Below are 26,629 nucleotides of genomic sequence, written 5' to 3' on the forward strand. Positions count from 1 at the left end.
ATCACCCAAACCGCGAAAGCCCGCAAGATCGCCCTCATCGCCACCGCACGAAAACTCCTCATCCGCCTCAACGCCATGCTGCGCGACAACGTCCCCTATCGCATCGCATGAACACAGTTGCCGGTCTTCGGCTGCGCCGAAACCGGGATGACAGGCGGAGGGGATGGGGCTCGGGAGGGACGACAGGCGGAGGGGGCGGGGCGCGCGGACTGCGTGCGGCGGCGGCCTGTGTAATGCCATGCGCGCCGTGGCGAAGGGGCAAGGGCTCCTTGGCAGACTTGAGATGGCAAGGTCGTGCCGCCCGCTCTGGCTGTCATGCCTGCGAAGGCAGGCATCCAGTATCCGCTGGCGGTTATGGTGAAGCCTCAGGCGATGCTTCCGCACGGCAACGTCACGGTGGGAGGCGCGCGGCCTGTGGTTACTGGGTCCCGGTCTTCGGCTACGCCGAAACCGGGACGACAGGCGGAGGGGGCGGGGCGCGCGGACTGCGTGCGGCGGCGGCCTGTGTAATGCCATGCGCGCCGTGGCGAAGGGGCAAGGGCTCCTTGGCAGACTTGAGATGGCAAGGTCGTGCCGCCCGCTCTGGCTGTCATGCCTGCGAAGGCAGGCATCCAGTATCCGCTGGCGGTTGTGGTGAAGCCTCAGGCGATGCTTCCGCACGGCAACGTCACGGCCGGAGACGCGCGGCCTGTGGTTACTGGGTCCCGGTCTTCGGCTACGCTGAAACCGGGACGACAGGCGGAGGGGATGGGGCTTGGGAGGGACGACAGGCGGAGGGGGCGGGGCGAGGCCTGCGTGCGGCGGCGGCCTGTTTGTGCGGCTGCCTGCGTGTCGCCCTGGCGGGTTATGGGAGGCCGGGAAAGAGGTCGTGCCAATCGCGGTTATGCTCTTCGATGAGCCTTATCTTCCAGGCCCGCTTCCAGCGCTTGATCTGCTTTTCCCGGCGGATGGCGGCTTCTATGTCTGTGTGATGCTCGAAATAGACGAGGTGGGTGACGTCGTGGCGGGCGGTGAAGGAGCGCGCGATCTTGTCGCGATGCTCCGAAACCCGACGCGCGAGATCGTTGGTGACCCCCGTGTAGAGGGTTCCGCCGACACTGCTGGCCAGGATGTAGACATAGTAGTTGTGATCGCGCATCTGTCCGCCCGCCCCGCCAGGGCAGCGCCTAGAACAGTCCTTCGATCTGGCCGTTCGCGTCGAGGCGGATGTGGTTGGCCGACGGCACCTTGGGCAGGCCGGGCATGGTCATGATCTCGCCGCAGATCGCCACGACGAAGCCGGCGCCGGCCGCAAGACGCACCTCGCGCACCGGCACGGTGTGGCCGGTCGGCGCGCCGCGCAAGGTGGGGTCGGCGGAGAAGGAATATTGCGTCTTGGCCATGCAGACCGGGAGGTGGCCGAAGCCGTCCGCCTGCCAGCGCTCGAGCTGCTCGACCACCTGCTTGTCGGCGGCGATCCCCTCGGCGCGGTAGATCTTGCGGGCGATGGTCTCGATCTTCTGAAGCAGCGGCATCTCGTCCGGATAGATCGGCGCGAAATTGGGACTGCCGCCCTCGACCAGCTCGACCACCTTGCGGGCAAGGTCCTCGGTGCCCTTGGAACCGTCAGCCCAGTGGCGGCACAGCACCGCCTCGACGCCCTGCCCGGCGGCATAGGCCTGGAGCGCGGCGATCTCGGCATCGGTGTCGCTGACGAAGTGGTTGATGGCGACGACCACCGGCAGGCCGAAGCTCTTCACGTTCTCGATGTGGCGGCCGAGATTGACGCAGCCGCGCACCAGCGCCTCGACGTTTTCCTCACCCAGCGCCTCGCGGCCAACGCCGCCATTCATCTTCAGCGCCCGGACGGTCGCGACGATGACCGCAGCGTCCGGCTTGAGGCCGGCCTTGCGGCACTTGATGTCGAAGAACTTCTCCGCGCCGAGATCGGCGCCGAAGCCGGCCTCGGTGACCACATAGTCGGCGAGCTTGAGCGCGGTTCGGGTGGCGATCACCGAGTTGCAGCCATGGGCGATGTTGGCGAAGGGGCCGCCATGCACGAAGGCCGGGTTGTTCTCCAGCGTCTGCACGAGGTTCGGCTGCATCGCCTCCTTGAGCAGCACGGTCATGGCGCCGTCCGCCTCAAGATCGCGCGCGGTGACCGCGCTGCGGTCGCGGCGATAGCCGACGATGATGGCGCCGAGCCGCGTCTGCAGGTCGGCGAGATCGCGGGCAAGGCAGAGGATCGCCATGATCTCCGAGGCGACGGTGATGTCGAAGCCGGCTTCGCGCGGGAAGCCGTTGGCGACGCCGCCGAGCGAGGCGACGATCTGGCGCAGCGCCCGGTCGTTCATGTCCATCACCCGGCGCCAGGTGATGCGCCGGGTGTCGAGGCCGAGCGCGTTGCCCCAGTAGATATGGTTGTCGATCAGCGCCGAGAGCAGGTTGTGGGCCGAGGTGATGGCGTGGAAGTCGCCGGTGAAATGGAGGTTGATGTCCTCCATCGGCACGACCTGGGCATAGCCGCCGCCGGCCGCGCCCCCCTTCATGCCGAAGCAGGGGCCGAGCGAAGGTTCGCGCAGGCAGATCGCCGCGCGCTTGCCGATACGGTTGAGCCCGTCGCCAAGGCCGACCGTGGTCGTGGTCTTGCCCTCGCCGGCCGGCGTCGGGTTGATCGCGGTGACCAGCACCAGCTTTCCGTCGGGACGGTCCGACAGGCCGGAAATGAAGTCGGAGCGGACCTTGGCCTTGGTCGATCCATAGCAGTCCAGCGCCTCCGCCGGAATGTCGAGCTTCGCGCCGATCTCGGCGATCGGCTTCATCTTGGCGGCGCGGGCAATCTCGATATCACTGGCCATGGCAAACTGTCCTCTCCCGGGCGGTCGTTCCGTCGCCGCCGTCTATCGTTCGATTTGGAAAGCCGATCCTAGAGGCTGAGGGCAGGGTCGACTGTTTGCGATCCGACATGCCGGCATCGCGCAATCGTCGTCCTGCGGGTGAAATGGGGTCTTGTCAGGCCTCGCCGGTGGCGACGGGCGTGTCCTCGCGCCCGCCCCATTCGGTCCAGGAGCCGTCATAGACGGCGGAGCGGTCGTGGCCGGTAAGGGCGAGCGCCAGCGACAGGATCGCCGCGGTGACGCCGGAGCCGCAACTGGTGATGACGGGGCGCGAGCGGTCGATGCCGGCCGCGTCGAAAGCGGCGGCAAGCTCCTCGGCCGGGCGCAGGCGGCCGTCGTCCATCAGCTCGGTGAAGGGCAGGTTGAGCGCGCCGGGCATGTGGCCGCCGCGCAGCCCTGCGCGCGGCTCCGGATCGGTGCCGGCGAAGCGGCCGCGCGAGCGCGCGTCGAGCACCTGCTGGCCGCTCTTCAGCGCCTGCGCCACCTTGTCGAGATCGGCGACGAGGCCGTTGTTGAGGCGGGCGGTGAAGTGGCGCTCGCCGCGCGGGGCGGGGGCGCCATCTTCCACCGGGCGACCTTCCGCCTGCCACCTGGGCAGGCCGCCGTCGAGCACGAAGACCTGTTCGACGCCCATGGCGCGGAACATCCACCAGACCCGGGCGGCGGAATAGAGCCCGACGCCGTCATAGACGACGATGGTCTGGCCGTCGCCGATGCCCATGCGCCGCATCATCGAGGAGAAAACATGGGCGGGCGGCAGCATGTGCGGCAGATCGCTGGCGGTGTCGGCGACGGCGTTGACGTCGAAGAACACCGCGCCGGGGATATGGCCTTGCGGATATTCCGGCGGCACGTCGGGCTGGCCGACCGGCGGCAGCCAGGCATTGACGACGACAAGGTCTGGCGAGGCGATCTTGTCGGCCAGCCACTGGGTCGAGACGAGCGGGGAAAGCGCCATTGCTGAAAGCCTCGCTGGAGCGATGAGGGGGAGGGCGGAGGAGCGTCAGTCGGCGAGCTGGATGCGCACGCGCCGGTTCTGGCGGCCCTTCTTCTCGATCTTGGTGACGATGAGCGGGCCGATCTCCGAGGTGCGGCTGACATGGGTGCCGCCGCAGGGCTGCAGGTCGACATCGCCGATGCGCACCAGCCGCACGCGGCCGCTGCCCATCGGCGGCTTGACGCTCATGGTCTTGACCATCTCGGGCCTGGCGAGCAGCTCCTCGTCGGTGATCCAGTCGGTGGTGACCGCATGGTCGGCGGCGGCGATCTCGTTGACCCTGGCCGCGACCTCGTCCTTGTCCGGGCTGCCCTCGGGAATGTCGAAGTCGAGCCGGCCCTCGCCCTCGCCGATCTGGCCGCCGGTGACGGGGAAGGGCAGGACGACGGAGAGCAGGTGCAGGGCGGTGTGCACGCGCATCAACCGGTAGCGGCGGTCCCAGTCGAGATGCAGAACGATGGCCTCGCCGACGGCGGGAAGCGCTTCGCCCTCGGCCGGAACATGGACGATCTGGCTGCGGTCCTCACCATAAACGGTGGTGGGAATCGCGATCTGGCGGCCGTCGGAAAGCTCGATCCGGCCGCTGTCGCCCGGCTGGCCGCCGCCGGCGGCATAGAAGACGGTCCGGTCGAGAACGAGGCCGCCGCGGTCGGTGACGGCGGTGACCCGCGCATCGCAACTGCGCAGATAGGCATCGTCTCGAAAAAGCAGATCCGTCATGAGAAATCCCCGATGATTCCGGCAGGAGCGCCAGCCTATCCGATCGGCACCGGCAATCAACCACCCGCCGGGGCAAGGATCGCCCACCTCACAGGATCGGCGAGAACAGCCGCGCGGCCTGGGCGATGAGGCGGAAGCCGAAGGAGCGGACCTCCAGATCCTCCGGCGTCGTCGGCCGGGAATTGGCGAAGTCGGCCTCCAGCATCCTTTCGACTCGCCCGATGCTGCGCTCGTGGGTGAACCACAGCGTCACCTCGAAATTGATGTGGAAGGAACGGGAATCGAAGTTCACCGTGCCGATGCCGGCGAGTGCGTCGTCGACCAGGATCACCTTCTGGTGCAGGAAGCCGGAGGTGTAGCGATAGACATTGATGCCATAGTCGACCATGTCGTCGGCATGGGCGTAGCTGGCGAGCCAGACCAGCCGGTGGTCGGCCTTTTCGGGGAGCAGGATGCGCACGTCGACGCCGCGCATGGAGGCGGCCATCAGCGCGGTCTGCATCGCCTCTTCCGGCACGAAATAGGGGCTGACGATCCACAGCCGTTCGCGCGCCCTGGCGATGGCCTCGGAAAAGGCGATGGCGCAGTCGTCGAACCGGTCGGCCGGGCCGGTCGGCATGACCAACACCGGCTCGTCGCCCGGCTGGGGGATCGGCACCGGCAGATAGGGGCGGATCGGCGTGCCGGTCGCCCAGTGCCAGTCCTCGCAGAAGGACAGGGCGCAGGCGATGGCCGCCGGCCCCGCGACCTTCACATGGGTGTCGCGCCAGTGGCCGAAGACCGGCGACAGGCCGATATATTCGTCGCCGACATTGTGCCCACCGACCCAGGCGGCCTCGCCGTCGACGACGACGATCTTGCGATGGTTGCGGTAGTTGAGCCGCATCGGCCCGGTGAAGCGCAGCCATTTGTGGCGCTGGTTGAAGCCGGCGATCCGGACGCCCGCCTCGCGCAGCCGGCGGCGATAGCTGCGCGGCAGCCGCTTCGAGCCGACATCGTCGTAGAGCACATGGACGCGCACGCCCGCCCGCGCCCGCTCGATCAGCGCCTCGGCGAGCCGCTTGCCGAGCCCGTCGTCGCGGATGATGAAGAACTGCACCAGAACCTCGTGCCGCGCCTTGGCGATGCCGGCGAAGATCGAGTCGAACGTGTCCGGCCCGTCGACCAACAGCTCGACGGCATTGCCGGCGAGAAACGGGATCTGGGCGATGCGGGTGAGCACCGGCCAGCTCGTGCTGGTGGTGGCGTCGGCCAGCCGCAGCTCTCCGGCGCGCGCGGCGCGGGTGGTGCGCCCGGCATAGGCGCGCACTTCTCCGTAGTCCTCGAACCGCTTCCAGCCGAAGACGAGATAGAGGAAGGCAGTGGGGAAGGGTAGGAACAGCAGCGACAGCAGCCAGGCGATGGAACCCTGCGAGGTGCGCGAATGCAGCACCTCGCGCACGGCGCAGACGGCGGCAAGCGCGTAGAGCGCGAAGGTGAACGCGGCGATGATCGGCAGGTTGGCGACAAACGCCTCGGCGAGATTGAAGTCGCGGATCATCTCAACTCGGAAGAAACGAGGGTCGAGGGAAGACGGTAGGGAGGAACCTGCCCAAAGACAAGGCAGATCCGTCCGCTATCGACCGTCTGTTATCGACCGCCCGTTCTCGACAGCCTGGCGACACCGCCGGCGCCCGGCCGCGCCGGTCAGGCGACCTCCTCGAAGGGAGGGGCGATGGCGCTGGTGCTTTTTTCCAGCCAGGCCGGCACCGGCAGATCCTTGGAGCGCAGGAACTCCGGGTTGAACAGTTTCGACTGGTAGCGCGTGCCGTAGTCGCACAGGATGGTGACGATGGTGTGCCCCGGTCCCATCTCGCGCGCCATGCGGATGGCGCCTGCGACATTGATGCCGGAGGAGCCGCCAAGGCACAGGCCCTCGTGCTCCAGCAGGTCGAAGACGATCTGCACCGCCTCCGCATCCGGGATCTGGAACGGCATGTCGACCGGCGCGTCCTCCAGGTTGGCGGTGATGCGGCCCTGGCCGATGCCCTCGGTGATCGACGAGCCTTCGGCCTTCAGCTCGCCATGGGCGTAATAGTGGTAGAGCGCCGCCCCCATCGGATCGGCGAGGCCGATCTTCACGCCGGCGTTGCGCGCCTTCAGCGCCATGCCGACGCCGGCCAGCGTGCCGCCGGAGCCGACGGCGCAGACGAAGCCGTCGACCTTGCCGTCGGTCTGGCGCCAGATCTCCGGGCCGGTCGTCTCGATATGCGCCTGCCGGTTGGCGACATTGTCGAACTGGTTGGCCCAGATCGCGCCGCTGGCTTCCGCTTTCGCCATCTGCTCGGCGAGGCGGCCGGACAGTTTCACGTAATTGTTGGGATTGCGGTAGGGCACGGCCGGCACCTCGACCAGCTCCGCGCCGGCCAGCCGCAGCATGTCCTTCTTTTCCTGGCTCTGCGTCTCCGGGATGACGATCACCGAGCGGTAGCCGAGCGCGTTGCCGACCAGCGCAAGGCCGATGCCGGTGTTGCCGGCCGTGCCCTCGACGATGACGCCGCCGGGGCGCAGGGTGCCGCGCGCCTCGGCATCGCGGACGATGTAAAGGGCGGCGCGGTCCTTGACCGACTGGCCGGGGTTCATGAACTCGGCCTTGCCGTAGATCTCGCAGCCCGTCAGCTCGGAGGCCCGGTTGAGGCGGATCAGCGGCGTGTTGCCGATCGCATCGATCACGGAGGTCTTGATGTCCATCGCTCGTTCCGTCCGTTCAAGGGGCTTTCGGCCCCGGTTGCAGGCCGCCGGGGCCATCTGGTCGAATGGGCCGGCAGGGTAGGCCGGAGGGTCGGGGGCTTCAAGCGAGCCCATGCCAATTGTCAGGCGAACGTTGATAATCCTTTCGGCGCTGTTCGACAAAGTTGATCGATAAATCGTGAGAGTGCACATAAGCTTGGAATGTCATGCTGGCGATGATCCAGCGTGCAGTCCGCATCGTAACAGGCACAGAGAGGTTCTCCAGAGCCGCCCGCGCCTGTATCCGGGATATATTGGCGCGACGCCGCAAGTGGAGTATGAGCGATGAGACGCGGCCCTTGGGGGGTGCCGCGACAGGGATTGGATTGGAATGGACGCATCACGCGAACGCGAACAGTTCGACGCGCTGCTGGCCGGATATGTGGCCGGCACGCTGGCCGAACCCGCAAGGCTGCTCGTGCGAAGCCATCTCGACCTGTCGCCGGTCAATCGCGGCTTCGTCCGCGATCTTGAAGCCGCCGGCGGAGCGATGCTGGAAGAGATCGCACCGGTGAAGATCGACAATCGCGACGCGATGCTCGCCGCGATTTTCCAGGCCCCGGCCGACGAGCCGATCTCGGTTCCGCGCAAGGTAGTGAAGACCCGGCTGCCGGCGCCGCTCTTCGACTTCATCGGCAAGGATGTGGCGGACCTGCCCTGGAAGACCAAGCTTCCGGGGCTGAAGGAATACCGGGTCGCCGAGATGGACGGCTGCAGCGCCAGCCTGCTGTGGATCCGCGCCGGCATGGCGATGCCCGCCCATACCCATCACGGCTCCGAGCTGACGCTGGTGCTGGAGGGTGGGTTCACCGACCTGCATGGCCACTATGTGCGCGGCGACGTCGCCTATGCCGACGACGATGTCGACCATCGTCCGGTCGCCGACGACGACGAGGACTGCATCTGCTTCGCCGTGACGGAAGGCAGTCTGCGGCTCACCGGCCCGATCGGCCGGCTCTTCGCACCCTTCATGCGCGGCTGAACCAGAGATCCGTCGGCGATCCGCCCGCGCCCGCCTGCCGTAAACCCCTGGAAACAGGATGGAGGCAGACGATGGCAACAACGACTGTTGGCCCGCAGAACGGCATTGCCTGGGTGACCGGCGCCAGTTCCGGCATCGGCGCGGGGCTGGCGCTCGAACTGCAGCGGCACGGCTGGACCGTGGCGGTGACGGCGCGCTCGGCCGATGCGCTGGACAACCTTTCTGCACGCGCGCTGCCCGGCGCGATCCTGCCGATGCCCGGCGACGTGACGGATGCGGCCCGCATGGCCGAGATCGTCGCCGAACTGGAACAGCGGCATGGCGGTGTCGCGCTCGCCGTGCTCAATGCCGGCGTCTACCTGCCGGTCGACGGCACCGATCCCGACCTTGCCGCCTTTCACACCTCGTTCGATGTCAATCTCAAGGGAACAGTGAATGCCCTGGTGCCGCTGGTGGCGGCGATGAAGCCGCGCCGGCACGGCCAGATTGCCATCGTCGCCTCGGTCGCCGGTTATCGCGGCCTGCCGACCTCGGCGGCCTATGGCGCGACCAAGGCGGGGCTGATCAACCTGGCGGAGGCGATGAAGTTCGACCTCGACCGGCTCGGCATTCGCCTGCAACTGGTCTCGCCCGGCTTCGTCGACACGCCGGCGACCAAGGACAATCCCTTTCCGATGCCGCATCTGATGAGCGTCGATGCGGCGGTGGCCGAACTGGTCAAGGGGCTGGAGGCGCCGACCGGCTTCGAGATCACCTTCCCCAAGCGCTTCACCCGGCAGCTCAGGGCGCTGCGCCTGCTGCCCTACCGGCTGTATTTTCCGCTTGTTGCCCGCGCCACCGGCTGGTCGCGCAAGGGAGAGCCGAAGGACGACGCCAGGGAGTGAAGCCTGCCCGCTATGCGAGGGGCCGGCCCGGCGTCTCGTTTTGCGCGGCGAGCGAGCGGGCAAGCTTCGCATGCGCGCTGGCACCGAGCGGGAAGTTCCACATCAAGGCGATGGCGGCGAGCTTCAGCCCCACCGGCACCAGCGCATAGAGCGCCACAAGCATGGCGAGCCCGTCCGTGCCGGTGCCGTCGGCCGCGAAGCCGGCAAGCTCAAGCAGCGGGAAGGCAAGGCCGACGGCGAGCGCCAGCGACAGTTTCGTTGCGAGCCCCCACAGGGCGAAATAGAGCCCGGACCGGCGGCTGCCGGTCGCAAGGCGGTCGACATCGATCACATCCGCCTGGATCGCGGAGGGGAGGGCGAGATCGGCGCCGAGCGCCAGGCCGGTCAGCACGCAGATGACGGCGAAGCCGGCAAGGTCGCCGGGTCCGAGCAGCGGCACCAGCGCGAAGATCGCGCAGGCCCCCAGCATCGCCACCGACCAGCTTCGATGCTTGCCGAGCCGGCGCGAGACGGCGATCCACAGCGGCACGCCGGCAATGCCGCAGAAGAAATAGAGGAACAGGAACGGCCCCTGCATCTGCGGCGCCTCCAGCACCCGCGCGACGAAGAACAGGAACAGCGTCGCCGGCAAGCCGTTGGCGAAGCCGTTGACGACGAAGGCCACAAGCAGCCGCAGGAAGGGGCGGTTGGCGGCGAGATGGGCAAGGCCGGCGCGCAGGCCCGGCAGGGCGCGGCTCGCCGGCGCCGGTTCGGGGAGGGTGCGGACCGCGACGGCGATCAGCAGCGGCAGCGACAGGGCGACGAGCCAGGCGAGCACGGCCAACGCATCGCCCTGGCTGCCGGCGCCGCTCGCCTCGACAAGTGCCGGCACGCAGATCGCGACCAGCGTGCCGACCAGCACCATCCCCTCGCGCGCGCCGGCGACGCGGCTGCGGCCGTGATAGTCGTCGGCCAGCTCCGCGCCCCAGGCGGTGTAGGGGATGATCGCCGCCGTGTAGCCGAGCGACAGCGCCAGGCCCCAGCCGAGCAGATAGGTCCAGCCGGCATCCGGCGGCGGCGTCAGGATCATGAAGGCGGCGAGCGCGGCGGGAAGGGCGGCGAGCGCCAGCCAGCCGCGCCGCCGGCCGAGCGGCGGATGGAAGCGGTCGGCGGCGAGCCCCACCAGCGGATCGGACACAGCGTCGGCAAGGCGCACGATCAGCAGGATGAAGCCGACCTGTGCGAGCGGCAGGCCGATGGTGCCGGCGTAATAGCTCGGCAGGATGACGTAGAGCGGCAGGGTGAGCGCCGCCAGCGGCAGCGCCGGTCCCGCATAGGCCGCAAGCTGCGCCCATGACGGACCCGGCGCTGGCGCCATGTATCAGGGCGCCTTCACATAGATCATCTGGCGCACGTCGATATTGCCCGAGCGGAAGCCGGCCTCGCAGTAGTGGAAGTAGAACTCCCACAGCCGCTTGAACCGGTCGTCGAAGCCGAGCGGGCGGATGCGCGGCCAGGCGGTCCAGAAGCGCTGGCGCCATTCCTCCAGCGTGCGCGCATAGTCGTGGCCGAAGATGCGCTGGGCCGCGAGTTGCAGGCCGGTGCGGGCGCCGAGCGCCTCCAGCTCGCCCGGCGGCGGCAACATGCCGCCCGGGAAGACGTGGCGCTGGATGAAGTCCGGCGTGCGGCGGTAGTCGTCGAACAACTGGTCCTGGATGGTGATGATCTGCAGGCCGGCGCGGCCGCCCGGCTTCAGGCAGTTCGAGACGGTCTGGAAATAGGTGCTCCAATACTCCTCGCCGACCGCCTCGAACATCTCGATCGAGGCGACGCGGTCGTATTGCCGGCGCTCGTCGCGGTAGTCCTGCAGCTTCAGCGTCACCCGGTCGGCGAGCCCCGCGTCCTGGATGCGCTTGGAGGCGAAGTCGAACTGCTCGCGCGAAATGGTGAGGCCGGTGACCCTGGCGCCGATCTCGCTCGCCACGAACTCGGCAAAGCCGCCCCAGCCGCAGCCGATCTCCAGCACATGGTGATCGGGCGCGATGCCGCTTTCCTCCGCCAGCGCCCGGTACTTGCGCTTCTGCGCCTGTTCCAGGTCGTTGACGCCGCCGTCATAGAGCGCCGAGGAATAGGTCATCGTCGGGTCGAGCCATTCGCGGTAGAAGGCATTGCCGAGATCGTAATGGGCCGAGATGTTGCGCCGCGAGCCGGAGCGGGTGTTGCGGTTCAGCCAGTGGCGGACGCGCACCATCATCCGGAAGATCGGGCTGCCGCGCAGCATGTCGGCGGTGGCGTCGCGGTTGCGGCAGAACAGCTCCAGGAAGGTGGTGACGTCGGAGCTGGTCCACTCGCCGACCATGTAGCTTTCGCCGACGCCGATATCCGAGCCGCTGAGCAGGCGGCGGATGAAGCGCCAGGAATGGATGCGCACCTGCGCGTCCGGGCCCGGCGCCTCGCCGCGAATGAGGAAGCGGCGGCCTTCCGGAGTTTCCACGCTCAAGGAGCCGGCCTTGAGATTGAGGGCGATGCGCAGGCCGAGGCGGGCGAGCCGGGGAAGTCCGGCCAGCACCTGGCGGGCGTTTTCAGGAGTGAGAAGGATCGCAGTCGACATGATCGGTCGCTCCTCGTCGGACAGCCGGGACACTTCAGCTCCCCGTATATGCTTTGTGGCGTCGAATGGTTCCCGGACGTTGAGACGGCGAATGAAAGGGCGCGCCCTTGAGCCAGAGCCGGAACGCTTCCCAGTGGATTCCGGCGATTACTTTGAGTGTCATGAACGGGATTTTCAAGCAGAGCGAGAACAGCGCGCGGCTCGTCGCCGGCACCGCCGTTCCCGCGAAGGCGGCGGAGAGCAAGGGTCCCGTAACGTCACTTTCCAGGATGCGCACGCGCACCGCCTTGCCCGGGGGCAGCACGCGGAAGGCATAGGTCTGCGCCATGTCGATGAAGGGCGAGACATAGAAGGCCTTGGCGCGGGACTGGCGGATGCCCTCCGGCCCGCGCTGGTTGTCGCGCACCGGCTCCACATAGGTGTGGATGTCGCCGAACGTGTTGCGCACCTCGTAGACCAGCGCCACGATCTCCCCGTCCGCGCCATAGGCGAAATAGACGGACAGCGGATTGAACACATAGCCGAGGATGCGCGGATAGCACAAAAGCAGGATCCGCGCCGGCGGTGCCTCGATCCCGCGCGCGGCGAGCAGGCCTTCCACATGGGCGCGCAGGGGCGTGCCGTCGCGCGGGCCATGGTCGGCCGCGTGGAAGGAGGCGAGGTTGAAGCGGCCGACGGAGAACAGCCGCGACTGACGGTCGGCTTCATTCAGCCGGTCGAGGTCGATCAGCAGCGAAAACACCGTGTAGTCGAAGCGGTGGCCGAACGGCTTCAGCCGGGCATGCATGACCTTGCCCGGATAGAGCACGGCGGCCGCCTGCGGCGGCGGGCCGTTGGCGTCCTGCGTCGTCGCCATGGGACGTGGCCTGGTCATTCGGCGGCCTCCGCCGTGCGCGCGACGCCGTCCGCGCCGACCCGCCAGGGAATGTCGCAGCCGATCGCCTCGGCGACTGAAAGGCCGGCGACGAGGCCGTCCTCATGGAAGCCGTGGCCGCACCAGGCGCCGCAGAACCAGGTGTTGCGGTCGCCCTGGATCTGGCCGAGCGCCTTCTGGGCGGCGATGGCGGCCGCGTCGAACTGCGGATGATCGTACTCGAAGGTGCCGAAAGTAAGGTCCTCGCGCGGTGGCACGAGCGGATTGAGGCTGACGAAGACCGGCTTGTCGCCCGGCAGGTTCTGCAGCCGGTTCATCCAGTAGCTGACCGAGGCGTCGCGATAGGGCGCGCCCGGATCGCTGGAGGCGATGTAGTTCCACGATGCCCACACCCGGCGCCGGCGCGGCATCAGGGCGCGGTCGCGGTGCAGGTAGACCTGGTTCGGCCGGTAGCGGATGGCGCCGAGGATGTTGCGCTCTTCCGGCGAGGCATCGGCGAGCATCGCCAGCGTCTGGTCGGTATGGGAGGCGAGCACGACATGGTCGAACACGTCCTCCTGTCCCGACGTGTCGCGCACATGCACCCGCCCCTTGCGGCGGGTGACCTCGGCGACCGGGGTCGCCAGCCGCACGCGGCCCAGCAGGGGCGACAGCAGCCGCTCGACATAGCTGCGGCTGCCGCCGGTGACCGTGCGCCAGACCGGGCGGTCGCGGTTGACCAGCCGGTGGTTCTCGAAGAAGGCGACGAAATTCTCCGCCGGGAAATCGAGCATGTGGGCCGGCGGCGTCGACCAGATCGCCGCGCCCATCGGCAGCAGATAGTCGGAGGCAAAGCCGGGCGAGAATTTCCGGCGCTGGAGATAGTCGCCGAGCGACAGGCCGACGAGGTCTCCGCAGGCGCGGTCGAGGACGCACAGGCGGTTGAAGCGCAGGATCTCGCGCAGCATCCACAGAAAGCGCGGCGACACCATGTTGCGCCGCTGGCCGAAGATCGTGCCGAGGCTGCTGCCCGACCATTCCCGCACGCCGCCGTCGAGCGAGAAGGAGAAGCTCATGTCGCTCGCCTCGCTGGCGACGCCGAGGTGATCGAACAGCGCGGTCAGGTTGGGATAGTTGAGCTCGTTGTAGACGATGAAGCCGGTGTCGACGGCCAGCCGCGTGCCGTCATAGTCGATGTCGACGGTGGCGCTGTGGCCGCCGGGGCGCGCCCGCTTCTCGTAGAGCGTGACGTCGTGCCTTTCGCTCAAGGCCCAGGCGGCGCTGTTGCCGGCGATGCCGGAACCGATGACGGCGATGCGCATTAAATGTCCTTCTCTTCAGGCAGCGTTTTTTATGGACTGGAAGGCGTCGAGGGCGCGCTGGCGCGCCGCGCCGTGCTCGACCATCGGCCGGGGATAGGTGTCGCCGAGGCGGATGCCGGCGTGCTCCAGCATCTCGCGCGGGGCTGCGTGAGGCTTGTGGATGTATGAGGCGGGCAGGCGGGCAAGTTCCGGCACCCAGCGCCGCACATAGGCGCCGTCGGGGTCGAATGTCTCGCCCTGGCTGGTGGGGTTGAAGATGCGGAAGTAGGGGGCGGCATCGGCACCCGATCCTGCCACCCACTGCCAACTGGCGGTGTTGTTGGCCGGATCGGCATCGACCAGCGTGTCCCAGAACCAGGCCTCGCCCTGGCGCCAGTCGATCATCAGATGCTTGATCAGGAAGGAGGCGGCGACCATCCGCACCCGGTTGTGCATGTAGCCGGTGTGCCAGAGCTCGCGCATGCCGGCATCGACCAGCGGATAGCCGGTCCGCCCCCGCGTCCAGGCGAGGAACCCGTCCGGGTCGTCCCGCCAGGGAAAGGCCTCGAAGCGCGGCTGGAAACTGGCATGGCCGATAGCGGGGAAGTGGAACAGCAGGTGGTAGGAGAACTCCCGCCAGCCGAGCTCGGAGCGGAACTTGTCGAGATGCCTGTCGGCGATCTCGCCGGCCGTTGCCCGTGTGCCGGTGGCAAACCAGATGCGGCGGGGCGAGATCTCGCCGAAGCGCAGATGAGGCGACAAAAGCGAGGTGGCGTCCGCACCGGGGATGTCGCGTTCGCCCGCATAGCGGTGCAACCGGCTGTCGAGAAAGGCCTCGAGCCGCCGGTGCGCGCCGGCTTCGCCCGGTGTCCAGGTGTCGCGCAGGCCGCCGGCCCAGTCGGGGCGCGCGGGCAGGGGCAGCAGCGCGTCGATCTCCTCGCTCTGAAGCACGGGCGGCTCCGGCAGGGGGGAGGAAGGGGCCTTGACGTCTTTCGGCTGCGCCGGGGCGCCGCGCGCGGTCATCGCCCGGTAGAAGGGGGCGAACACCCGGTAGGGCTGGCCCGCGCCGGTCAGCACCTCCCAGGGCTCGGCCAGCAGCGCGCCGTTGAAGCTCTCGGCGAGAAGGCCGTCACCGCGCAGCGCCGCCTTGAGTTCCGTGTCGATGGCGATGCCGGGCGCCTCATAACGCCGGTTCCAGACGATATGCGCGGCACCGGCCTCGGCCAGCACCGCGCGAACCGCCCGCAGGGCCGGCCCCCGGCGCAGGACCAGCGGCACGCCGATCCTCGCAAGGTTCCCGGCAAGCGCCTTCAGTGACAGGTTCAACCACCAGCGCGAGGCCCCGCCCGGCGCGCGCGGCGCGTCCGGCCCGCTGTCGAGCAGATAGAGCGCGATGACGGGGCGTCCCTCTTGCACCGCCGCGGCGAGCGCCGGGTTGTCGTCGAGGCGCAGGTCCTCTCGGAACCAGACGACAATCGGGGACAGGCTGACCTTCGAGGGCATGGGGCGGAATGTCCGTCTTCAGCGGGTATCTGATCCACTTACGTCCTCTTGTGACTGATGGATCAGCACTTTTGACGAAAATGCACGAGCCGCTTGCCGGAGCCTGTCCAGGCGGCAAGGCGGGCGCGCAAACAAGGCGGGCGCGCAAACGAAGAACGGCCGCGCCCCGGGGGGCGCAGCCGTTCTTCGTATCGCTCATCAGTGCTTCAGGCCGATGTTTCAGGCCAATGTTTCAGGCCACGTTCTAGGCGCGGAACGGTTCGGTGATCCAGTGCCAGGCAACGACGATGCTGTCCGCCGCCACGCTGAGGCTGGCGAGGATGGCGCTCCACAGCGCATCACCGAAGGCGGCGATCCGCATCATCGTGGTTGGTTCCGACCGGGGGATCTCCTCGATGAACTCGATGGTGGTCTGCAGTTCCGGATCGTCGACGACGCGGCGGGTCACCACGAGACGCGCATCGGGGGCGACGCGGGACTGGTCGGTCTTCGCCACGCGGGTCTGGTCATCCTGCGGATCGAGCATGGCACGCACGACAACGGCGCGGCCGTCCGGCAGCAGATGCGTCTCGTTCTGCGCGACCTCGCTGTCGTAGATGACCTCGCCGTGATCGTCGATCAGCTCGACCCAGACGGTCTTGCGCCCCTGGCGCTCCACCTCGCCGACCCAGATCGCATAGGAGCTTTCCTCGACAGTGCCCTGCGGCGTGCCGAGCGTCACCGATAGCCGGTCCTGCGGCAGGAGAAAGGTCTCGCGGTCGCTCTTCGCCAGCACCGCGTCGGCGGTCTGCGCGCGCAGATCCGCGCCGGCGGACGCCGCAACGAGGGCGATCGCCGCCGCCAGCGCCAGCCCGCTGCGGGCCACACTGTGCCGCGAAGCCACACTGCGTGACTTTCCTGCAACGATAGTCTTTGCAAGTCCAAACATTCGTCGCCTCCCAAGGCTGGGCGGTCCCGAGTTCTGTGGCCGGTGACCGCCTGAATGTTGCTAAGCTTGAGATTTGGTGTACGACTCCCAAATATTCTAGGCCAAGCGTGCCCCAACGTCTCTCAAACATCCTGACAAAACCGTAACGCGCATCACACAGAGGCGGTTCCGTGCGAAACGGTTTTTTTACGGATGCCGGATCCCCTTGGGTAAGCTGCTGAAATCTCGGGAATTTCAAACCGGGCAGGAATGCGGCAGAGACGCGGCCACAAGGTGGCGTGGTAAACGTCACGTTTTCGTGACCGCGTCGGTTCGGAAGGACCGGGTCTAGCTGCCGCTGGGCCGGGCGTTGGGGAAGAACAACTGCTGGCCGTCGATCTTGTAGTCGGCGATGACCTGCTGCCCCTCCTCGGAGATCACCCAGTCGACGAACTGCTGGCCGAGATCGGCCTTCACGTTCGGGAGCTTCTCCTTGTTCACCAGAATGATGCCGTACTGGTTGAACATCCTTTCGTCCCCCTCGACGGCGATGCGGTACGCGCCCTTGTTGCCGAAGGAGATCCAGGTGGCGCGGTCGGTCAGCACATAGGAGCCCATGCCGGTGCCGGTGTTGAGCGTCGCGCCCATCCCTGAGCCGGTCTCGCGATACCAGCCGCCCGAGGCCGCCGCGACGTCGACCCCGGCCGCCTCCCACAGCGCAAGCTCGGCCTTGTGGGTGCCGCTGTCGTCGCCGCGCGAGGCGAAGGGGGCCTTGGCCGCGGCGATCTTCTTCAGCGCGTCGGTGATGTCGCTGGAGCCGGCGATGCCGGCCGGATCGGCCGGCGGGCCGACGACGACGAAGTCGTTGTACATCACGTCGAAGCGCTTCACGCCGTATCCGTCGGCGACGAACTTTTCCTCCGCCGGCCTGGCATGGACGAACAGCACGTCGCCATCGCCGTTGGCGGCGTTCTTGATCGCCTGGCCGGTGCCGACGGCGACGACGCGCACCTCGATGCCGGTCTTTTCCTGGAACTTCGGCAGCATGAACTCGAACAGGCCCGAGTTCTGCGTCGAAGTGGTCGACTGGACGATGATGAACGTGTCCTGTGCCTGGAGCGGCGCACAGAGCCCGGCGGACAGCAGGCCGGCCGCGGCAAGTGTCAGGAACCGGCGACGAAGCATGTTGCACCTCCCTCTTTGTTGATCAGCTTTGCGCGCGCGGCTCGTCGAGGAACAGCCGCCCCTCCAGCCAGGCGCTGGCGGCTTCGGACCGAGGGGACGACAGCACCCGCGCGGCGGGCCCGCTCTCCGCGACCCTGCCGGCATGCAGGAAGACGATGTCGTCCGCCAGCCGCCGGGCCTGGCCGAGGTCGTGGGTCACCATCACCACGGTGACGCCGCGCCGGCTGGCATCGGCGATCAGGGTCTCGATGGCCTGGGTCGAGGCCGGGTCGAGGCTGGCCGTCGGCTCGTCGAGAAACAGCAGCTCGGGATCGCAGGCGAGCGCCCGCGCCAGGGCGAGGCGCTGCTGTTCGCCGCCCGACAGAACCCGCGCCGGGCTGCGGGCAAGATCGGTCAGCCGCGCCTTCTCCAGCGCCTCATTGATGCGCGCCTGACGCATCGCCCCGCGCAGGCCCCGCACCTTCAGCGCGAAGGCGAGATTGGCGATGACCGAGCGGCGCAGCATCACCGGGCGCTGGAACACCATCGCCTGCGCTCGCCGGGCGGTCCTGTCGAGCGGGCCGCCGCGCCAGGCTATCCCACCGGCCGTCGGCGCGATCAACCCGTGCAGCAGGCGCAGCAGCAGGCTCTTGCCGGCGCCGTTGGCGCCCATGACCATGGTCCGGCGGCCTTCGCCGATGCGGATGTCGATGCCGTCGATCAGCCGCTTGCCGCCGATCTCCAGCAGCAGGCCCTGCCCCTCCAGCAGGGCGGGGACGGGTGCCGCGGCAGGGCGCTGGGTGCCCTCCGCTTCGTTTCTGGCCAGGGCCTCACGCATAGGCGGCCCTCGCGGCGGAGGCACGCAGGCCCATGACGGCGGCGTTGACCAGGATGGCGATCACCAGCAGCACCACGCCGAGGGCCAGCGCCAGCTCGAGATTGCCCTTCGAGGTCTCCAGCGCGATCGTCGTCGTCATCACCCGGGTAACGTGGTTGATATTGCCGCCGACGATCAGCACGGCGCCGACCTCGGCGATCGCCCGGCCGAACCCGGCCAGCGCCACGGTCAGCAGGCTGTAGCGCGCATCCCACAGCAGCGCACGGATGCGGGTGAGGGGGCCGACATCGAGCGAGCGGAACTGCTCGGCATATTCACGGTCGAGATCCTCGATCACCTGGCGGGTGAGGGCGGCGACGATCGGCGTCACCAGGATGGTCTGGGCGATCACCATCGCGGCCGGCGTGTAGAGCAGGCCGAGCGGGCCGAGCGGCCCCGAAGCGGAGAGCGCCAGATAGACGATGAGGCCGACCACCACCGGCGGCAGGCCCATCAGCGAATTGAGCAGGACGGTCGCCAGGGTGCGCCCGGGAAAGCGGAAGGCGCCGACCGCGGCGCCGAGCGGCAGGCCGATCACGCAGGCGATCAGCACGGCGGTCACCGTGACGCGCAAGGACAGGGCAATGATGCCCATGAGGCCGGCGTCGCCCGACAGGATCAGCGCGACGGCGTCTCCCAGGACTGCCGTAAAGCTCTGCATTCCTGATTTTCCTCCCTCAGAAGGGAAGGAACGCACAAAATCGCCGAAAAATCCACTCCCGATCCCGAGCGTCCGGGTGTGCGACGCGGCGGGAGTGGGCGCGCGGGGGACGCACCGATCTGGCGGAGGCGGCGCCGCCGCCCGCCGTGTCAGCCGGCGCGGCGGGCGGTGAGCGTTGCCCCGCTCTCGCCGCGCAGCAGCAACGCTCCGGTCTCGTCGATCCGCCACTCGCTCAGCTCGGGGAGCGTGTCGAGGAACTTGCGCTCCTGCTCCATCAGCGCCGGGGCGCAGGCCATCATGGTCGAGACGGTGCGCGGGTCGACAGCGATCCGCTCGCCATTGGTGGCAAAGCGCGTGCCGTAGCTGTTGCAGGTGGCCTGCCCGCCGAGCTGGCCCTCGTCGGAAAAGACCAGAGTGACGCGGGAAGCGTCGACGATGCCTCCGCCCGAGATGTCCTCCACCACCCATTCGCCGCCGGGCAGCGTGTCCATGCCGGAGGCAAAGTGCGGCACTTCCACTTCGAGGCCGCAGGGCGGCAGTTCCTCTCCGCGCAGGGTGAAGCTGGCTTCCAGCCCCTTGGTCCACAGCACGGTGGCGGGATCGTCCTCAGCCTCGTAGCGCACGCCGCTGGCGGCCGGGGTCTGCTTCAGGGCAAGGCTCTCGTCGGCAAGCTCCAGCACGGCGCTGTCGTCGCGCTGCCGCAGCACGCCGGCGACCTCGCCGCAGGTAAGGTTCACCGTCACCGAGACGGGAAGCTGGCGCAGCAGAAGCACGTCGCCGGCATCCGTTCCGGGGTCGTCCGGTCCGGTGGGCGCGGCCTCGACTGCCACCGGCTGCGACACCCAGCCGGGACTCTCGCCATCAGCGAGCAGGAGCCGGAGCGCATAGCGCGTGCCGGACACCAGCCGGTCGCCCTCGGCCTTCAGATAGAAGGGAAGGGGCACCTGCCGGCCTTCGAGCTTTTGCCGCTTCTCCGCCACCAGCCGCACGCTCCCGGCCTCGACGCCGGGCTCGAGCGCCGCCATCTCGCGCAGTTCGACGACCAGCTCCGCGCCGCTGCCGATGGCGATGCGCTCGCGATAGGCCGCCGTACCGACGACCTTGAACACCCAGTCCCCCTCCTGTGCGCCGGCCGGCAGCGGCGCGAGCGCCAACAGCGCACTGGCAAGGCCAAGGGTGGCAGGGCCGGGGGTGGCAGGGCCGGGGGTAGCAGGGGTTGTCGCGGGGAGGCTTGCGGTCTGTACCATTTTGTCCTGCCGTGCTTGCGAAGGGGCGCGTCCTGCATCGGCGCGCCGTCCGGTGGATCCTTTCTCGGCTTAGCGGCGAAAGCAGGGCCGGCGCAACCCCGTGGTGCAGTCGGGGGCTGGAGGCACATGGAGGTATTTGCGCCTGCAGTGGAGCGGTTTTGTTGAAAGCGATTCGAAATGTCCGGCCATGCTCAGAAAATTCGTCAGGTATTCTCGCCGCTTTTCCGTTTTTTGCGCAACTTTACGGAGTGTTCACGCCAGATCCTCCAATTTCGGGAACAGGTAATTCTCGAAACCGGAGGGCGGAATGCGCAAGGGAGCGTTCAATCTGAGTGTCGCGCGCAAGATCGGCGCCACTATGGCCCTGCTGATCGTGGTCTCCGTGGGCGCCAGCCTGTTCGCCCTCGACGCCACGCAGCGGGTTGGCGACAACGGCATTCGGCTGGGCGAGGTCGAGGCGCCGCTGGCCGATGCGGCAATGGAGATCAAGCTCACCGCCACCCGGGCCCATCTCCTGTTGGAGGAGATCATGTCCGGCGACGAGGGGGAGAGCATCGACGAGGTCTGGCGGCTGATCGACGAGGCACGGTTCTATGCCCGCGCCATCCTGGACGGGGGAAGCAACAGCGAGGGAGCTTTCATCGCCACCTCCGATCCGGGGGTGCGCGACGTCGTGCGGGATGTCGCGGCGAAGATCGACGCGTTGGAGGAGGTCGCGCGCGAGCGCCATGCCGGCCTCGTTTCGGGCGTGGACGGGGGAGCCGGCTCGAAGGCCGACGAGATCTTCGATGCGACGTTCGAGACCCTTATCGAGCGCGCCGACGAGGCGGAGGAACTGCTCAAGGCCTCGATTGCGGCAAGCCTTGCGAACCTGCGTGCCGAAGCCGCGTGGGCGCGCAACGTCAGTCTCGGCGGCGTGGCCGCGATGGTTCTGGTCTTCCTGGCCGGGACCGTCTTCGTGTACCGCTCCGTGACGGTGCGGCTCCGCGATCTCGATCGCGTCGCGCGCGCCTATGCGAACGGCGACACGGATGTGCCGGCGCCGGCCTGGCGCTCGCGCGATGAACTGGGACGCCTGAACGAGGCGCTCGCCCGGTTCCGCGAAGGCGTGATACGCCAGCGCCAGCTTGCCGAGGAGGCGAGCGAGCAGGAGACCCGCCGGGCCGTCGAGCAGCGCGAGTTGGAGCGGCGCACCGCGCAGTCCTTCCACGAGACGACCCGCGGCTTCTTCGAGACTCTGGACGGGGCGGCAGGCGATCTGATGAAGGCCGTCGACACTTTGGAGCAGATGAGCGCACGCTCGGGCGATCTGTCGGAGCGCACCACCGCCACATCGCGCCAGGCCTCCGACAATGTCCAGACCGTCGCGGCGGCGGCGGAGGAACTGTCCTCCTCGATCTCGGAGATCGCCCGGCAGGTGACCTCCACCACCGAGGTCGTGTCGCGGGCGAGCGACCACGCGAAGCGCACCAACGAGACGGTGTCGCGGCTTGCCGCCGGCGCCAGCAAGATCGGCGAGGTCGTCTCCTTGATCCAGGCGATCGCCGAGCAGACCAACCTTCTCGCCCTCAACGCCACCATCGAGGCGGCGCGGGCCGGCGAGGCCGGTCGGGGCTTTGCCGTCGTCGCTGCCGAGGTCAAGGAGCTTGCTACCCAGACCTCCAAGGCGACCGAGGAGATCGGCGCCCAGATCGCCGCGATCCAGGCCTCGACCGAGGATGCGGTCCAGGCCATCGGCGAGATCACCCGCACCATGCAGGATGTCGACGGCTTCACCGGGTCCATCGCCGAGGCGGTCGACCAGCAGGGCCAGGCAACGGGTGAAATCAGCCAGCATGCGCAGCAGGCCTCGACCCGCACCGGCGAGGTCGCCGACACGATGGGCGAGATGTCTTCCGCCATCGGCCACGCCGGCGAAGAGGCGGCCAGGGTGCGCGAACTGTCGCGCACGGTGCACCGCGAGGCGGACAACCTGAGGACCTCGGTGCGCGACTTCATCGCCCGCTTCGACGCGGCGTGATGGGGCCGGGCCGAGCCTCCCGATCCCACCCTGGCGGAGCAGGCTGGCGGTATTGTTCTCCCTGAATGAACGATACTGTGAGGGAATGGCGGATTGTAATCATGCCGCGCGCGACGCACATTTCGGTCGATAGATTGCGGGCCCCATGGCCTGTGCCGAGATCTGGAGACAGTCATGCCCGCCACCTCCTTCGACAGCCGGACCGCCGCGCAGGGCGACCGTTTCGACATGGCGGCAGCGCCGCTGCGCGTCGGCCTCGTGACGCTGGCGGTGCGCGACAGCGCGCGCGTCGCCGCGTTCTATCGCGAGATCCTGGGGCTCGAGGATCTCGGCACCGACGGCCTTGAGGCGCTGCTCGGCGCCGGCGGGGTGCCCTTGCTGCGCCTGCGCGGCGATGCCGGCCTCGTCCCTGCGCCGCGGTCTGAGGCGGGCCTCTTCCACACCGCCTTCCTGCTGCCCTCGCGCGCCGATCTCGGCCGCTGGCTCGCCTTTGCCGCCGCGCGCGGCCTGCGGCTGCAGGGCGCGTCCGACCACAAGGTCAGCGAGGCGGTCTATCTCGCCGATCCGGAAGGCAACGGCATCGAGATCTATGCCGACCGCACGCCGTCCGTCTGGACGGATGCGACCGGCGCGATTGTCATGTCGACCGATCCGCTGGATGCGCCTTCGCTGCTGGCGGAGGCGGCCGGGACGATGTGGCACGGCGCGCCGGCCGGCACGCTGGTCGGCCATGTGCATCTGCAGGTCGGCGCCACCGACATCGCCGATGCCTTCTATTCGGCGCTGCTCGGCTTCGACATTGCCACCCGCTATCCGGGCGCCAGCTTCTACGGCTCGGGCGGCTATCACCACCAGCTTGCCGGCAACATCTGGAACAGCCGGGGCGCGGGGCCGCGCAAAGCCGGCTGCACCGGCCTTGCCGAACTGCAGATCGTGCTGCGCGAGACGGACCGGCTCGGCGCGATCGCCGATGCCGCCGGCAAGGCCGGGCTGGATGTCGCAGCCGGCGGCGACGGGCTCGCCCTTGCCGATCCCTGGGGCACCCGCATCCGCCTGACCGCTGCCTGAGAGTTGCCTGACCGCTGCCTGACGACTGGCTGAGGCGGGAGCCGGTCAGGCGCCGCCGCCCGGCGCCTCGATCTCCTCCAGCAGCTTGCGCAGCAAGCCGGCCAGCGTCTCGCGCTCGGCCGGGGCAAGATGCGCGAGATACCGCGCCTCGTTCGCCATATCCGCCCGGAAGGCCTCTTCCGCCAGCGCGCGGCCGGCCGGGGTCAGCACCACTTCGAGGCTGCGCCCGTCGCGCGCGGATTTTTCACGCGCGATCAGCCCGGCCGTCTCCAGCCGCCCGAGCCGGTGCGTCAGCCCGCCGGAGGAGATCATCAGCGTCGAATAGAGATCGGTCGGCGTCAGCCGGTAGGGCGGGCCGGCACGGCGCAGGGTCGAGATCACGTCGAACTCGCCGCGGTCGAGCCCGTAACCCGCGAAGATCTTCTCGATGCTGCCGCCGGCCAGCAGCGTCAGCCGCCGCGCCCGGCCGAGGATCGCCATCGGCTCGGTGTCGAGATCCGGCAGTTCCCGCGCCCATTGCGCCCTCAACCTGTCGATATGATCCGCCATGACATCCCCCGCGTCGGGATCCGGCCCGCTGCTCAAGGGCGGCTCCCGGGTTCAGTCTCTCGATATCAAGATAATTATCTTGACGCAAAGACAAATCTTTGGAAGTATCTTCTCGTCAAGATAAATGCGGGAGGGATTGCCATGACAACCAGTGCCCACGCCCCGGCGCAGGCCTCTGCCGAGGATGTCGGACGGCCCGATATCTCGGTCCGCCGCCATCGCCCGCCGGTTCCGGGGGAAAGCCCGACGGTGCGTTTCGAGGGGAAGGACTACGGCTCGCCGGTGTCCATGTTCATCACCGACAGCGCGCCGGGCACCGGCTCGCAACTGCATGTCCACCCCTATCGCGAGACCTGGGTGGTGCGCAAAGGCGCGGCGGAATTCCTGGTCGGCGACGAGCGGCTGCGCGCCTTTGCCGGCGACATCGTCGTCGCGCCGGCCGATGTGCCGCATCGCTATCTCAATGTCGGCACGGAGCAACTGGAGCTGGTCTGCATCCACCCGTCCGAGACGATCCGCCAGCAGGACCTGTGAAAGGAGACGGGACATGTCGTCATCCGAAGGCAAGCCGCCGGTGAAGGGGACCGTCAAGGGACCGGCCTCCTACTTTCCGTCCATCGAAAAGAAATACGGCCGCCCCATCGCCGAGTGGAAGGCCCTGATCCGTGCGCAATCCGGCCTCAAGCACATGGAACTCGTCGCCTGGCTCAAGGCGACCCACGGGCTCGGCCACGGCCATGCCAATGCGCTGGTCGCCCATACGCTCGCCGAGGACAGGTGAGGGTGCAGAATCGACTTGGCTGAATTCTGCGTAGTTAGTGGATGAGCACGGAGTAATTTGTTAAAAAATATTTCAAAAATTATTTCGCGGGTGATTCAATGAAGCTTCTAGATGAAATTACTCTTGGAGATAATTCCGTAGTAGATCTTCGTGATGTCAACGTTGTTGTTTTTGTTGGGGCGAATAATAGCGGAAAAAGCACAGTTTTACGTGAGATATATAGGAGTTTTTCAGGCGCTAATTATAATGGTTTAATTTTAAAGTCTAAATCAATTCGAGAAATTACCGATGGCGAAGTTGAGGAATTTTTGAATGAAAGAGAGATTATTGCGGGGGGGTATTCCTACCTCAGGACTGGGGGCGATAATTTCAGATATGATAGGAAGGCTTTCGGGAATTACCTGCGTAGTGGCGGCCATGAAGGTGCGCATGTAGAAATTCATGCTAATATAATAAGTCAGCTTGTTAAGTTTCTGGATGGTTCCAGACGGCTCTCAATTACTGAAAGTAAGGATCGGGGGGATCTTAAGAATCCCTCCAATTCGTTCTCCAGGCTTTTGGTTTCTGAGCAGGAGAAGAAAGTATTAAGAAAGATAATTTCTGATTCTTTTCAGTTGTACTTGGGATTCGATCATACTGTTGGTGATCAAATTTCAATAGTTCTCGGGGAGACTCCAATTCCTGGGTCTGATAGATCTTTCGAGGAAGACAACATAGAGTGGTTGAGGCGTGCAAAATCTATTAAAGAGTTCAGCGACGGAGTTAAAGCATTTCTTGGTATATTGATTGAAGCTCTTGGGGGTGGGGCGGAGATTCTTGTGATTGATGAGCCGGAGGCGTTTCTTCATCCGTCGCTTGGTGCCAGGCTTGGTCGGGAGTTAGGAGTTATTGCAAAGAACCAAAAAAAAGATGTCTTTTGTAGCGTCCATAGTCCAAGCTTTATATTAGGCTTAGTTCAATCTGGGGCTAATATAAATATCATTAGATTATCTTATGATAAAAATGTGGGATCTGTAAATTTCATTCCTAGCAATGAAATGAGAAATATTATGATGAATCCGATCTATAGATCGGCAAATCTAGTGAATGCAATATTCCATAAAAGTGTTGTGGTTGTTGAGGGGGATAGCGATAGAGCTTTTTACAATGAAATAAACGAAAGGATGATCTCTATTGGGAGGGGAATATCTGATACATTGTTTGTAAACACAAATGGAAAAGACCAAATTCACGAGTTTGTTGGAGTTCTTCGAAAGCTGGGGATACCGACTGCTGCCATTTACGATTTGGATTTTATGTCAAACAACGTTAGGGGCAGGTATGAAATATTCTTATCGTCAAATTTGGGCGATTTAGATTATATAATGAGGGAGTCCGGCCAGATTTGGAGTGAAATTAAAAGACATCTCTCTAAACGGAATTTATTCCAAACTCCTTTGACTGAAAGCTTAGCGAATAGGTTGTCTTGCCATATTGAAATATTAAAGAGGTACGGTATTTTTCTGGTTCCTTGTGGAAGTCTCGAGGGTTGGCTTCCTGAATTGTTGGGGGGTGTGAGAGTTTCCAAAAAAAGATGGCTTGCGGAAGTGTTCCATAAACTTGGGGCCGATGATCGATTGCCAGAATATATTCGGCCGGGCGCGGGAGATGTGTGGGCGTTTTTAGATGAGATCTCCAAATGGACAGAAATGGCGCAGGAATAGTTCAGCCGACGTGTGTCTGAAAATCTATATTCTGGTCGTGTATGAAGCGCCTAAGAGTCCGTTTGGAAAATCAGGGATGAGCTGTTCTGCGTAGCAGGTTTCCGCCCATGGCGACGAGGATCATGGCATGAGAGACGTCGATGCGCTGCTCATAGTCGCGCACGAGGCGTCGCCATC

The 26,629-nt window shown here is 66.5% G+C and carries 24 protein-coding genes and 1 pseudogene; 7 read left to right on the forward strand and 18 right to left on the reverse strand.

The window, feature by feature from the left end; all coding sequences use genetic code 11:
• Window positions 1-844: 844 nt before the first annotated feature.
• The 6 genes from TSB10GB4_RS12600 to TSB10GB4_RS12625 form a co-directional block, all read right to left on the reverse strand.
• Window positions 845-1,138 carry a GIY-YIG nuclease family protein gene (locus TSB10GB4_RS12600; protein ID WP_186396047.1) on the reverse strand — a complete coding sequence of 98 codons (294 nt, stop codon included), beginning with the start codon at window positions 1,136-1,138 and terminating at the stop codon, window positions 845-847.
• A gap of 28 nt (window positions 1,139-1,166) precedes the next feature.
• Window positions 1,167-2,837 carry a formate--tetrahydrofolate ligase gene (locus TSB10GB4_RS12605; protein WP_186396048.1) on the reverse strand — a complete coding sequence of 557 codons (1,671 nt, stop codon included), beginning with the start codon at window positions 2,835-2,837 and terminating at the stop codon, window positions 1,167-1,169.
• 154 nt (window positions 2,838-2,991) lie between these two features.
• Complete coding sequence (gene sseA / locus TSB10GB4_RS12610; protein ID WP_186396049.1) at window positions 2,992-3,834, reverse strand: 3-mercaptopyruvate sulfurtransferase; 843 nt, start codon at window positions 3,832-3,834, stop codon at window positions 2,992-2,994.
• 45 nt (window positions 3,835-3,879) lie between these two features.
• The gene (locus tag TSB10GB4_RS12615) at window positions 3,880-4,593 is read right to left on the reverse strand and encodes an alanyl-tRNA editing protein (RefSeq protein WP_186396050.1); all 714 of its coding nucleotides are present in this window, start codon (window positions 4,591-4,593) and stop codon (window positions 3,880-3,882) included.
• Between the two features lie 88 nt (window positions 4,594-4,681).
• The gene (gene cls, locus TSB10GB4_RS12620; protein ID WP_186396051.1) at window positions 4,682-6,133 is read right to left on the reverse strand and encodes a cardiolipin synthase; all 1,452 of its coding nucleotides are present in this window, start codon (window positions 6,131-6,133) and stop codon (window positions 4,682-4,684) included.
• Window positions 6,134-6,279: 146 nt separating this feature from the next.
• Window positions 6,280-7,323: a cysteine synthase A gene (locus TSB10GB4_RS12625; protein ID WP_186396052.1), complete on the reverse strand. Its 1,044-nt coding sequence runs from the start codon at window positions 7,321-7,323 to the stop codon at window positions 6,280-6,282.
• Between the two features lie 370 nt (window positions 7,324-7,693).
• Here TSB10GB4_RS12625 and TSB10GB4_RS12630 point away from each other — a divergent pair, with 370 nt between their 5' ends.
• Together TSB10GB4_RS12630 and TSB10GB4_RS12635 are read left to right on the forward strand one after the other, a co-directional pair.
• Window positions 7,694-8,344: a ChrR family anti-sigma-E factor gene (locus tag TSB10GB4_RS12630; protein WP_186396053.1), complete on the forward strand. Its 651-nt coding sequence runs from the start codon at window positions 7,694-7,696 to the stop codon at window positions 8,342-8,344.
• A 71-nt stretch (window positions 8,345-8,415) separates the two neighbouring features.
• Entirely contained in the window at window positions 8,416-9,228 is an 813-nt protein-coding gene (locus TSB10GB4_RS12635; RefSeq protein WP_186396054.1) for an SDR family NAD(P)-dependent oxidoreductase, read from the forward strand.
• Between the two features lie 10 nt (window positions 9,229-9,238).
• Here the strand turns inward: TSB10GB4_RS12635 and TSB10GB4_RS12640 are convergent, their stop codons facing one another.
• The 10 genes from TSB10GB4_RS12640 to TSB10GB4_RS12685 all read right to left on the reverse strand — a co-directional run bounded on the left by TSB10GB4_RS12640 (window position 9,239) and on the right by TSB10GB4_RS12685 (window position 20,331).
• Window positions 9,239-10,585: an MFS transporter gene (locus tag TSB10GB4_RS12640; RefSeq protein ID WP_186396055.1), complete on the reverse strand. Its 1,347-nt coding sequence runs from the start codon at window positions 10,583-10,585 to the stop codon at window positions 9,239-9,241.
• Between the two features lie 3 nt (window positions 10,586-10,588).
• On the reverse strand, window positions 10,589-11,818 hold the full coding sequence (locus tag TSB10GB4_RS12645) for a cyclopropane-fatty-acyl-phospholipid synthase family protein (protein ID WP_186396056.1): 1,230 nt from the start codon (window positions 11,816-11,818) through the stop codon (window positions 10,589-10,591).
• A gap of 34 nt (window positions 11,819-11,852) precedes the next feature.
• Window positions 11,853-12,692: a DUF1365 domain-containing protein gene (locus TSB10GB4_RS12650; protein ID WP_208984748.1), complete on the reverse strand. Its 840-nt coding sequence runs from the start codon at window positions 12,690-12,692 to the stop codon at window positions 11,853-11,855.
• Window positions 12,689-13,993, reverse strand: a complete 1,305-nt coding sequence (locus TSB10GB4_RS12655; protein WP_186396057.1) for an NAD(P)/FAD-dependent oxidoreductase — start codon at window positions 13,991-13,993, stop codon at window positions 12,689-12,691. Before TSB10GB4_RS12655 ends, TSB10GB4_RS12650 begins: the two co-directional genes overlap by 4 nt.
• A 15-nt stretch (window positions 13,994-14,008) precedes the next feature.
• A complete protein-coding gene (locus TSB10GB4_RS12660; protein ID WP_186396058.1) occupies window positions 14,009-15,475 on the reverse strand; it encodes a deoxyribodipyrimidine photo-lyase in 1,467 nt (488 codons plus the stop codon).
• A 244-nt stretch (window positions 15,476-15,719) separates the two neighbouring features.
• Window positions 15,720-16,358 (reverse strand): hypothetical protein, encoded by a 639-nt coding sequence (locus TSB10GB4_RS12665; RefSeq protein ID WP_208984749.1) that lies wholly within the window; start codon window positions 16,356-16,358, stop codon window positions 15,720-15,722.
• A 372-nt stretch (window positions 16,359-16,730) separates the two neighbouring features.
• Window positions 16,731-17,567 (reverse strand): extracellular solute-binding protein, encoded by an 837-nt coding sequence (locus TSB10GB4_RS12670; protein WP_186396059.1) that lies wholly within the window; start codon window positions 17,565-17,567, stop codon window positions 16,731-16,733.
• A gap of 22 nt (window positions 17,568-17,589) precedes the next feature.
• Window positions 17,590-18,384, reverse strand: coding sequence for an ATP-binding cassette domain-containing protein (locus tag TSB10GB4_RS12675; protein ID WP_186396060.1), 795 nt, complete (start codon window positions 18,382-18,384; stop codon window positions 17,590-17,592).
• Window positions 18,377-19,084, reverse strand: coding sequence for an ABC transporter permease (locus TSB10GB4_RS12680; RefSeq protein WP_186396061.1), 708 nt, complete (start codon window positions 19,082-19,084; stop codon window positions 18,377-18,379). The genes TSB10GB4_RS12675 and TSB10GB4_RS12680 overlap by 8 nt, the downstream gene beginning before the upstream one ends.
• Window positions 19,085-19,233: 149 nt before the next feature.
• Window positions 19,234-20,331 carry an META domain-containing protein gene (locus TSB10GB4_RS12685; protein ID WP_186396062.1) on the reverse strand — a complete coding sequence of 366 codons (1,098 nt, stop codon included), beginning with the start codon at window positions 20,329-20,331 and terminating at the stop codon, window positions 19,234-19,236.
• 307 nt (window positions 20,332-20,638) lie between these two features.
• Here TSB10GB4_RS12685 and TSB10GB4_RS23990 point away from each other — a divergent pair, with 307 nt between their 5' ends.
• Together TSB10GB4_RS23990 and TSB10GB4_RS12695 are read left to right on the forward strand one after the other, a co-directional pair.
• Window positions 20,639-22,351, forward strand: coding sequence for a methyl-accepting chemotaxis protein (locus TSB10GB4_RS23990; RefSeq protein ID WP_186396063.1), 1,713 nt, complete (start codon window positions 20,639-20,641; stop codon window positions 22,349-22,351).
• A 174-nt stretch (window positions 22,352-22,525) separates the two neighbouring features.
• Complete coding sequence (locus TSB10GB4_RS12695; RefSeq protein ID WP_186396064.1) at window positions 22,526-23,419, forward strand: VOC family protein; 894 nt, start codon at window positions 22,526-22,528, stop codon at window positions 23,417-23,419.
• 45 nt (window positions 23,420-23,464) lie between these two features.
• On the opposite strand, the gene TSB10GB4_RS12700 is transcribed toward TSB10GB4_RS12695, so the two are convergent.
• Entirely contained in the window at window positions 23,465-23,968 is a 504-nt protein-coding gene (locus tag TSB10GB4_RS12700; RefSeq protein ID WP_186396069.1) for a MarR family winged helix-turn-helix transcriptional regulator, read from the reverse strand.
• Window positions 23,969-24,109: 141 nt separating this feature from the next.
• Here TSB10GB4_RS12700 and TSB10GB4_RS12705 point away from each other — a divergent pair, with 141 nt between their 5' ends.
• From TSB10GB4_RS12705 to TSB10GB4_RS12715, 3 genes are all read left to right on the forward strand, one after another.
• Window positions 24,110-24,502, forward strand: coding sequence for a cupin domain-containing protein (locus TSB10GB4_RS12705; protein ID WP_186396065.1), 393 nt, complete (start codon window positions 24,110-24,112; stop codon window positions 24,500-24,502).
• 13 nt (window positions 24,503-24,515) lie between these two features.
• The gene (locus TSB10GB4_RS12710) at window positions 24,516-24,749 is read left to right on the forward strand and encodes a DUF4287 domain-containing protein (protein WP_186389833.1); all 234 of its coding nucleotides are present in this window, start codon (window positions 24,516-24,518) and stop codon (window positions 24,747-24,749) included.
• A 98-nt stretch (window positions 24,750-24,847) separates the two neighbouring features.
• Entirely contained in the window at window positions 24,848-26,452 is a 1,605-nt protein-coding gene (locus TSB10GB4_RS12715; RefSeq protein ID WP_186396066.1) for an ATP-dependent endonuclease, read from the forward strand.
• 70 nt (window positions 26,453-26,522) lie between these two features.
• On the opposite strand, the pseudogene TSB10GB4_RS12720 reads toward TSB10GB4_RS12715, so the two are convergent.
• Window positions 26,523-26,629: pseudogene (locus tag TSB10GB4_RS12720) on the reverse strand (IS5/IS1182 family transposase); the annotation flags it as partial.

This window comes from Stappia sp. TSB10GB4, from assembly GCF_900185745.1.
Taxonomy (GTDB): domain Bacteria; phylum Pseudomonadota; class Alphaproteobacteria; order Rhizobiales; family Stappiaceae; genus Stappia.

Excerpts from the sequence above, each read along its gene's own strand:
- TSB10GB4_RS12630 (WP_186396053.1), top strand. The coding sequence starts at position 7,694 with ATGGACGCATCACGCGAACGCGAACAGTTCGACGCGCTGCTGGCCGGA.
- TSB10GB4_RS12660 (WP_186396058.1), bottom strand. The coding sequence starts at position 15,475 with ATGCCCTCGAAGGTCAGCCTGTCCCCGATTGTCGTCTGGTTCCGAGAG.
- TSB10GB4_RS12600 (WP_186396047.1), bottom strand. The coding sequence starts at position 1,138 with ATGCGCGATCACAACTACTATGTCTACATCCTGGCCAGCAGTGTCGGC.
- TSB10GB4_RS12700 (WP_186396069.1), bottom strand. The coding sequence starts at position 23,968 with ATGGCGGATCATATCGACAGGTTGAGGGCGCAATGGGCGCGGGAACTG.
- TSB10GB4_RS12675 (WP_186396060.1), bottom strand. The coding sequence starts at position 18,384 with ATGCGTGAGGCCCTGGCCAGAAACGAAGCGGAGGGCACCCAGCGCCCT.
- TSB10GB4_RS23990 (WP_186396063.1), top strand. The coding sequence starts at position 20,639 with ATGCGCAAGGGAGCGTTCAATCTGAGTGTCGCGCGCAAGATCGGCGCC.
- TSB10GB4_RS12705 (WP_186396065.1), top strand. The coding sequence starts at position 24,110 with ATGACAACCAGTGCCCACGCCCCGGCGCAGGCCTCTGCCGAGGATGTC.
- TSB10GB4_RS12710 (WP_186389833.1), top strand. The coding sequence starts at position 24,516 with ATGTCGTCATCCGAAGGCAAGCCGCCGGTGAAGGGGACCGTCAAGGGA.
- TSB10GB4_RS12615 (WP_186396050.1), bottom strand. The coding sequence starts at position 4,593 with ATGACGGATCTGCTTTTTCGAGACGATGCCTATCTGCGCAGTTGCGAT.
- sseA (WP_186396049.1), bottom strand. The coding sequence starts at position 3,834 with ATGGCGCTTTCCCCGCTCGTCTCGACCCAGTGGCTGGCCGACAAGATC.
- TSB10GB4_RS12625 (WP_186396052.1), bottom strand. The coding sequence starts at position 7,323 with ATGGACATCAAGACCTCCGTGATCGATGCGATCGGCAACACGCCGCTG.
- TSB10GB4_RS12715 (WP_186396066.1), top strand. The coding sequence starts at position 24,848 with ATGAAGCTTCTAGATGAAATTACTCTTGGAGATAATTCCGTAGTAGAT.
- TSB10GB4_RS12680 (WP_186396061.1), bottom strand. The coding sequence starts at position 19,084 with ATGCAGAGCTTTACGGCAGTCCTGGGAGACGCCGTCGCGCTGATCCTG.
- TSB10GB4_RS12685 (WP_186396062.1), bottom strand. The coding sequence starts at position 20,331 with ATGGTACAGACCGCAAGCCTCCCCGCGACAACCCCTGCTACCCCCGGC.
- TSB10GB4_RS12670 (WP_186396059.1), bottom strand. The coding sequence starts at position 17,567 with ATGCTTCGTCGCCGGTTCCTGACACTTGCCGCGGCCGGCCTGCTGTCC.
- TSB10GB4_RS12695 (WP_186396064.1), top strand. The coding sequence starts at position 22,526 with ATGCCCGCCACCTCCTTCGACAGCCGGACCGCCGCGCAGGGCGACCGT.
- cls (WP_186396051.1), bottom strand. The coding sequence starts at position 6,133 with ATGATCCGCGACTTCAATCTCGCCGAGGCGTTTGTCGCCAACCTGCCG.
- TSB10GB4_RS12645 (WP_186396056.1), bottom strand. The coding sequence starts at position 11,818 with ATGTCGACTGCGATCCTTCTCACTCCTGAAAACGCCCGCCAGGTGCTG.
- TSB10GB4_RS12640 (WP_186396055.1), bottom strand. The coding sequence starts at position 10,585 with ATGGCGCCAGCGCCGGGTCCGTCATGGGCGCAGCTTGCGGCCTATGCG.
- TSB10GB4_RS12605 (WP_186396048.1), bottom strand. The coding sequence starts at position 2,837 with ATGGCCAGTGATATCGAGATTGCCCGCGCCGCCAAGATGAAGCCGATC.
- TSB10GB4_RS12650 (WP_208984748.1), bottom strand. The coding sequence starts at position 12,692 with ATGACCAGGCCACGTCCCATGGCGACGACGCAGGACGCCAACGGCCCG.
- TSB10GB4_RS12635 (WP_186396054.1), top strand. The coding sequence starts at position 8,416 with ATGGCAACAACGACTGTTGGCCCGCAGAACGGCATTGCCTGGGTGACC.
- TSB10GB4_RS12655 (WP_186396057.1), bottom strand. The coding sequence starts at position 13,993 with ATGCGCATCGCCGTCATCGGTTCCGGCATCGCCGGCAACAGCGCCGCC.